This window comes from Frankia sp. CeCAU1 (assembly GCF_977971845.1).
In genome coordinates this window covers 85,751-91,333 of record NZ_CDWWXA010000003.1, presented here as the reverse complement: position 1 = coordinate 91,333, position 5,583 = coordinate 85,751, and the positions used below count along the sequence as shown (strand labels likewise).

The 5,583-nt window shown below is 68.8% G+C and carries 7 protein-coding genes and 2 tRNA genes; 6 read left to right on the top strand and 3 right to left on the bottom strand.

Annotated features, from left to right (window positions below; all coding sequences use genetic code 11):
• Positions 1-101: 101 nt before the first annotated feature.
• Positions 102-638 carry an orotate phosphoribosyltransferase gene (gene pyrE, locus AC08OO_RS01500; protein ID WP_011435019.1) on the bottom strand — a complete coding sequence of 179 codons (537 nt, stop codon included), beginning with the start codon at positions 636-638 and terminating at the stop codon, positions 102-104.
• Between the two features lie 90 nt (positions 639-728).
• Here pyrE and AC08OO_RS01495 point away from each other — a divergent pair, with 90 nt between their 5' ends.
• The gene (locus AC08OO_RS01495; RefSeq protein WP_476611699.1) at positions 729-1,181 is read left to right on the top strand and encodes a gamma-glutamylcyclotransferase family protein; all 453 of its coding nucleotides are present in this window, start codon (positions 729-731) and stop codon (positions 1,179-1,181) included.
• A gap of 33 nt (positions 1,182-1,214) precedes the next feature.
• Here AC08OO_RS01495 and AC08OO_RS01490 read toward each other — a convergent pair whose 3' ends face one another.
• Positions 1,215-1,757, bottom strand: a complete 543-nt coding sequence (locus AC08OO_RS01490) for a DUF7144 family membrane protein (RefSeq protein ID WP_476611700.1) — start codon at positions 1,755-1,757, stop codon at positions 1,215-1,217.
• A 193-nt stretch (positions 1,758-1,950) separates the two neighbouring features.
• The gene (locus tag AC08OO_RS01485; RefSeq protein ID WP_476611701.1) at positions 1,951-3,456 is read right to left on the bottom strand and encodes a GH25 family lysozyme; all 1,506 of its coding nucleotides are present in this window, start codon (positions 3,454-3,456) and stop codon (positions 1,951-1,953) included.
• A 417-nt stretch (positions 3,457-3,873) separates the two neighbouring features.
• On the opposite strand from AC08OO_RS01485, the gene AC08OO_RS01480 reads away from it, so the two are divergent.
• The 5 genes from AC08OO_RS01480 to AC08OO_RS01460 form a co-directional block, all read left to right on the top strand.
• Positions 3,874-3,949: transfer RNA gene (locus AC08OO_RS01480), tRNA-Thr, on the top strand.
• A gap of 100 nt (positions 3,950-4,049) precedes the next feature.
• Positions 4,050-4,126: transfer RNA gene (locus AC08OO_RS01475), tRNA-Met, on the top strand.
• Between the two features lie 94 nt (positions 4,127-4,220).
• On the top strand, positions 4,221-4,385 hold the full coding sequence (gene rpmG / locus AC08OO_RS01470; RefSeq protein WP_476608863.1) for a 50S ribosomal protein L33: 165 nt from the start codon (positions 4,221-4,223) through the stop codon (positions 4,383-4,385).
• A gap of 230 nt (positions 4,386-4,615) precedes the next feature.
• Complete coding sequence (locus tag AC08OO_RS01465; RefSeq protein ID WP_476605930.1) at positions 4,616-5,077, top strand: FAS1-like dehydratase domain-containing protein; 462 nt, start codon at positions 4,616-4,618, stop codon at positions 5,075-5,077.
• A 109-nt stretch (positions 5,078-5,186) separates the two neighbouring features.
• A partial coding sequence (locus AC08OO_RS01460) for a MaoC family dehydratase (RefSeq protein ID WP_476618159.1) occupies positions 5,187-5,583 on the top strand: 397 nt, incomplete at its 3' end.

Below are 5,583 nucleotides of genomic sequence, written 5' to 3'. Positions count from 1 at the left end.
TCCCGGGGATCATGCTTCTACACAGGCTCGGATTCACAGGCCCGGAGCATCGCTCCGGGCCTGTGAATGTGCGGCCGCGGATGGTCCTCGTCGCCGGGCGGTCAGGTGTCCGCGGCTGCGGCCTCCAGGTCCGCCCGGGTCAGGACGGGGTGCAACGTCAGACCGAGCTCGGCGAGTCTCTCCCGGCCGCCCTCCTGCCGGTCGATCACACAGAGCACGTGTTCCACGACCGCTCCGGCATCCCGCAGTACCCGGGTCGCGTCGAGCACGGCACCACCGGAGGTGACCACGTCCTCGACGAGGGCGACGTGGCGTCCGGTGACGTCGCCGCCCTCCGCGATGCGTCGGGTGCCGTATTCTTTGGCCTTCTTCCGGACGAACCGGGCGGGCAGGCCGGTGCGCTGGGAGAGCAGAGTCACGAGGGGCACTCCGCCGAGTTCGAGTCCGGCGAGGATCTCCGCGCCGGGCGGCACCAGTTCGGTGAGCCCGGCCACCACCGCGGCGAGCAGCGCCGGGTCGGCTTCGAAGAGGTACTTGTCGAAGTACTCGGTGCTTGTCCGGCCCGACCGGAGCAGGAATGTCCCGGTCAGCTGGGAAGCAGTCCGAACCTGGGCGGCCAGCGCCGCGTTGTCGTTCACGTCTGCTCACTCTAGGACCGGTTCCCAGCCGGATGCCGGCCGTGGACGGTCACCCGTGGGCCGCCACGGCCGGGGCACTACCGTTGCCTCATGTCATCGGCTGATGCGGAGCGCGCGGTCCCGCTGTTCGTCTACGGGACGCTGCTGTTCCCCGAGGTCGTGCGGGCGCTCATCGGACGCGTACCCGAGGTGGGGCCCGCCACGGTCACCGGCTGGCGGGCCGCCCGGCTGCGTGGTCGGCTCTATCCGGGCCTCGTGCCCACGGCCGAGGCGGACGGGCCGGATCGGGCCACCGCCGGCCTCGTCCTCCTGGGGCTTGCCGCACGGGAACGGGCGATCCTCGACGCCTTCGAAGGCGAGGCCTACGAGGCCCGTCCGCTGGTCCTGACCGACGGGCTACCCGCCATGGCCTACCTTTGGCGTGATCTCGCCGAGGCGATGCCGGAGAACTGGGACGCCCGCGTCTTCGCCGACCGTCATCTCACCGACTACGCCCTGCGGTGCGCCACCTGGCGGGCGGGGCTGGCCGATCCGGCACCCTAACCGCGAGCTGACCGCCTGACCGCGAGCCGCCGTTCAGCCGGTGGTGGGCGGCCGCGGACCCTCTTCGCGCCGGGCGCCGCCCCCGGAGATCACCCGGGTGCCACCGGTCTCGGTGAGGCGACCGACTCCGGCCTCACGCCCGGCGGAGACCCCGGCCTGGTCGCTCGGATACGGCTCCTCGTACCCGGCTCTGGCCCGAGGAGCATCGTAGGTGCACAGTACGTAGATGACGACTACGTCGATCGCGATGATGACGACGGACCAGACCGGGAACGCTGCAAGGAACGCCAGCTGCCCGATGGCGTTGATCGTCGCGATTGCGACACCTCCCCAGCGGGCGGCCTCGTTACGGGCCGCGATGCCGAAGGCGATCAGTATCTCGACGACGCCGACCACGATCCACAACCAGCCCCAGAAGGTGGTGTCGGCGTAGATCACGCTGGTCCCGCCGTTGAGGTTGTTCACCACGACGGTGTAGTCGCGCAGGGACGCAATGCCGTAGATCAGGTTGTGGAAGCCGACGATGAACATGATGACGGCGGCGAAGGTGAGCCATCCGTTCAGCGGGCGTGCCACCCGTGTTCCTGCCATCTCATCCTCCCCGGTCGTACTCGCGGCGGATCGCTCTGCCCGCATGGTGCGGTCCGTCGTTGTTCGGTAGTCATACGACCACCTCTCCGCCGCGTAGGTGCGATACCCACGGTAGGCCGCCGTCACCCATCGTTGTGTCCGTCGGGCCGGAGGCGGTTCTCTCCGGCCCGGGACACGATCAGGGAGCGGTGCCGGCGCCACCCGCCACACCCACGCCACTCTTGCCGGTGCCGTTCTTGCCGGTGCCGTTCTTGCCGGCCGGCAGTGTCGTGACCGCGTTCGTCGCCGCGCTCCAGCGGAGCTTGCCGAACTGAAAGGTGCTCTCCCGTCCGCCCGGGACCGAGTACTCGTCGGTGATCGGAAGCCCGAGGCTCGACGTCGTGCCACCGAGGCCCAGATAGGTCCGCAGGATGCGGCCGTGGACCTCGTGCGCGCCGATGGCCGGGTGCCAGTAGATCCAGCCACCCTGGAACTTCGCCTGAAGCGTCTCCGGGGCCGTGGCGTACTCGACACCGCTCACCGGCCGGCGCAGGAAGCTGTTCGTTCCGCCCAGCTCCAGGAACTTCGTCGCGATGGATCCGTGCAGGGCCTGTACGCCGGTCGTCACGGACCAGAAGGCCAGGCCGTTGGAGTAACGCTGCCAGCGACCGCCACCGCCGGCGGGCAGTTCGCTGTCGACGGGCGTCCCAACGGCCAGACGGGTCAGCCCGGCGGTCGCGTACCATTTCTCGATCTCGCTGCGGGTGCCGTCGGCCTGCGCGGCGAGCGCGGTCAGCGTGCAGCACAGTACGTTCAGATCGACATTGCCCATGATCCCCGGGACATTTCCACCCGAGGTGTACTGCCACAGCGCCCACTTGGTCCAGCCGCCGGGCAGCCAGCCCGGGGTCGCCTTGTTGTTGTAGATGGCGAACCAGAACGGATACCGGGCGAAGCTGTGGTTGTCCGCCAGCTTCTTGGTCCAGAACGAGCGGTACGTGTAGAGGATGGGCGCCCGGCCGGTCTCGGTCTCGATCTTCTCGAGGAACGCCCGCGTCCAGGCGGCCAGCTCGGCGGGATCGAGTCCTCCGTCGTCCTCGAGGTCAAGTACGGGGGCCAGCTGCCCGGCGGCGCGGGTCAGCCCGCTCACCGTGATGAAGCGCTGTGCCTGGTCCACCGCGGTCGAGATCGGCCGCGCCGGCCGCGCGTAGTGATAGGCCCCGACCACCAGACCGGCTTTGGCGGCCGCGTCCCGGTCCGCGGCAAAGTACGGATTGGTGTAGTTCGGTCCTTCGGTGGCCTTAATGATCGCAAAGCTCAGGCCGGAGCCGCGCGCTGCGGTCCAGTTGATGGGGCCGCCGCCGGGATGCTGCCAGGAGGCCACGTCGATCCCCCGTGGCCAGGTCGGGGACGGCACCGCGCCCTGGGCGACTCCGGTGGTCGCGGTCAACGCCCCCGCGGTGATGGCCAGCGCCGCGATGCTCGTCACCCGCCGGGGGAGGGGGATTGGCAGCAGGGACGGGCGGGTGTCGACCCGCCGCCGCGTCGACCCCGGAGGAGGGCCGTGGCCTTCTTCATCCGGACGGCCAGACGTGGGGGTGGTGGTCGGCAGGGTGGTGGTCGTAGGCACGGTGTCGCCGGCGGTGGGACCGGGCCGGACCTCGCGTGTCGTCGGATACCGGCTGGAACGGTGCGTAGGACGCATGGGCAACCCTCGATGCTCGGGAGGCGATGCTGGGGAGGCTCGCCAGGCGGTTGGCCACGCCGGCAGCGGCGCACCAACGGGTGCTCCACACGCTAAGCATCGAAGAGATTACTTACAGCTATCAGTGTGAGTGGCGTCCAGGTAGGTCGCTACGGATAGTTGTTCCCGTCGGCAATCTCCGCATGTTTCGATGGAACGGAGTGAGGGTCGGGCGTACTGGCGTGTCATGGGGTGGACCTGGCGGTCAGGGCAGGGGGGTCGTTTTCGGCCGGCGTAGCGCCGACGGGGCCTGCGGGGGCCCTCACGCCGGTCGCCGGGAGGACCGGTCGCCGGGGGGACCGGCGGGTTCGGGGACGAAGTGGGTGAGGGGGTCACCCAACCCCGCCTGTCGTCGTGTAACCTGAGCTCCGCGACCTCGCCCCTTTAGCTCAGTCGGCAGAGCGTCTCCATGGTAAGGAGAAGGTCTACGGTTCGATTCCGTAAAGGGGCTCCACGTTCCGCCTTCGGGTGGGTTCGTGTCCGGGGGGGATGTCCGCCGGTCCTCCCGCGGGGTAAGATGTTGGCCGGGCCGCCGCAAGCAGGTGGACCATCCTAGCGGTGTAGCTCAGTCTGGCAGAGCAAGCGGCTCATAATCGCTGTGTCGCCGGTTCAAGTCCGGCCACCGCTACCAGCAGTGTGCGGCCTACCGCGGAGCCCGTGCGGGATCGCGGTTCGCCGCGCCGCCTGACCTGTTCAGCAACCGACTTAGGAAGAGGCATCACGCCGTGGCCGCCACTGATGTACGCCCGAAGATCACGATGGCGTGTCAGGTGTGTAAGCACCGGAACTACATCACGCGCAAGAACCGTCGCAACGACCCGGACCGCCTCGAACTGAAGAAGTTCTGCCCGCACTGCGGCAAGCACACGGAGCACCGCGAGACGCGCTGACGTTGCTCCGGCGGCTGCCCATCGGCGCGTCCGGGCGCCCGTCCCCACCTGGACGGGCGGGGTCGCTGAATCCTCCGTGCACGTATCTACGTTCCGCACCGGTAGCCGGTCAGGGAAGTCCTTGGCCGGCTTCCTGGCATGCCAGCCCAGATTATCGACCGATGGCGGGCGATGTGGTAACCACGTAGAGACACCCTGGTCATCCCGCTGATGGCGCGATCGGAGTTGCGATGCCGCTCAATCAGGACTTCGTGGGACGAAGCTCGGTTTCCCCCGCCCCGTTCCAGGTCGGGCGCGAGCACATCCGGAGGTTCGCCGAAGCGATCGGGGACGACAACCCGCTGTACCACGATCTGGAGGCCGCGAAGGCCGCTGGTTATCCCGATCTCGTGGCTCCACCCACGTTCCTCATCACAGTGATCCCCGGAACCCTCGGGGTGCCCACCGACGATCCGGAGCTCGGCCTCGACTTCTCCCTGGTCGTCCACGGCGAGGAACGTTTCATGCTGCTTCGGCCGGTGGTGGCCGGCGACGAGCTGATCTGCACCTCGACCCTGACCGGCATCCGGTCCGTGGGGACCAACGAGGTGCTCGTCGTCAACTACCAGTTCGCCACGATCTACGGAGAGCAGGTCGCCACCGGCGTGTGTGGGCTGGTCTCGCGCGGGACGGCTCCGCCGAGGCGCCAATGACACCTTTGCCGACAGGGTTGTCGGAGTCCCGCCGGCCCCGCTCGGCTCCGGTGACCGCGCGTTGCGCACGTTCCGGGCGACCCCGGGCGTCCTCACGATCTGGAGAACGATGACCGCCACGGTGAGCTACGACGACGTCGAGGTCGGCACCGAGCTGCCGGAGCGACTTTTCCCGTTGCGTCGGGATGATCTTGTCCGGTATGCCGGTGCATCCGGCGACTTCAACCCCATTCACTGGAGCGATCGGGCGGCCGCCGAGGCCGGCCTGCCGGGAGTGCTGGCGCACGGCATGCTGACCATGGCAACGGCCGCGCGGTTGGTCACGGACTGGCTCGGGGACCCGGGCGCCGTGGTCGAGTTCGGGGTGAAGTTCTCCTCCCCGGTGATCGTGCCCGACGACGGCGCCGGCGCGACGGTGTCCGTGCGTGGCATGGTCGAGAAGAAGCTCGACGACAACCTGGTGGTGGTGAATCTCACCACCCGATGCGACGGCAAAAAGGTCTTGA

Excerpts from the sequence above, each read along its gene's own strand:
- AC08OO_RS01485 (WP_476611701.1), bottom strand. The coding sequence starts at position 3,456 with ATGCGTCCTACGCACCGTTCCAGCCGGTATCCGACGACACGCGAGGTC.
- AC08OO_RS01495 (WP_476611699.1), top strand. The coding sequence starts at position 729 with ATGTCATCGGCTGATGCGGAGCGCGCGGTCCCGCTGTTCGTCTACGGG.
- AC08OO_RS01465 (WP_476605930.1), top strand. The coding sequence starts at position 4,616 with ATGCCGCTCAATCAGGACTTCGTGGGACGAAGCTCGGTTTCCCCCGCC.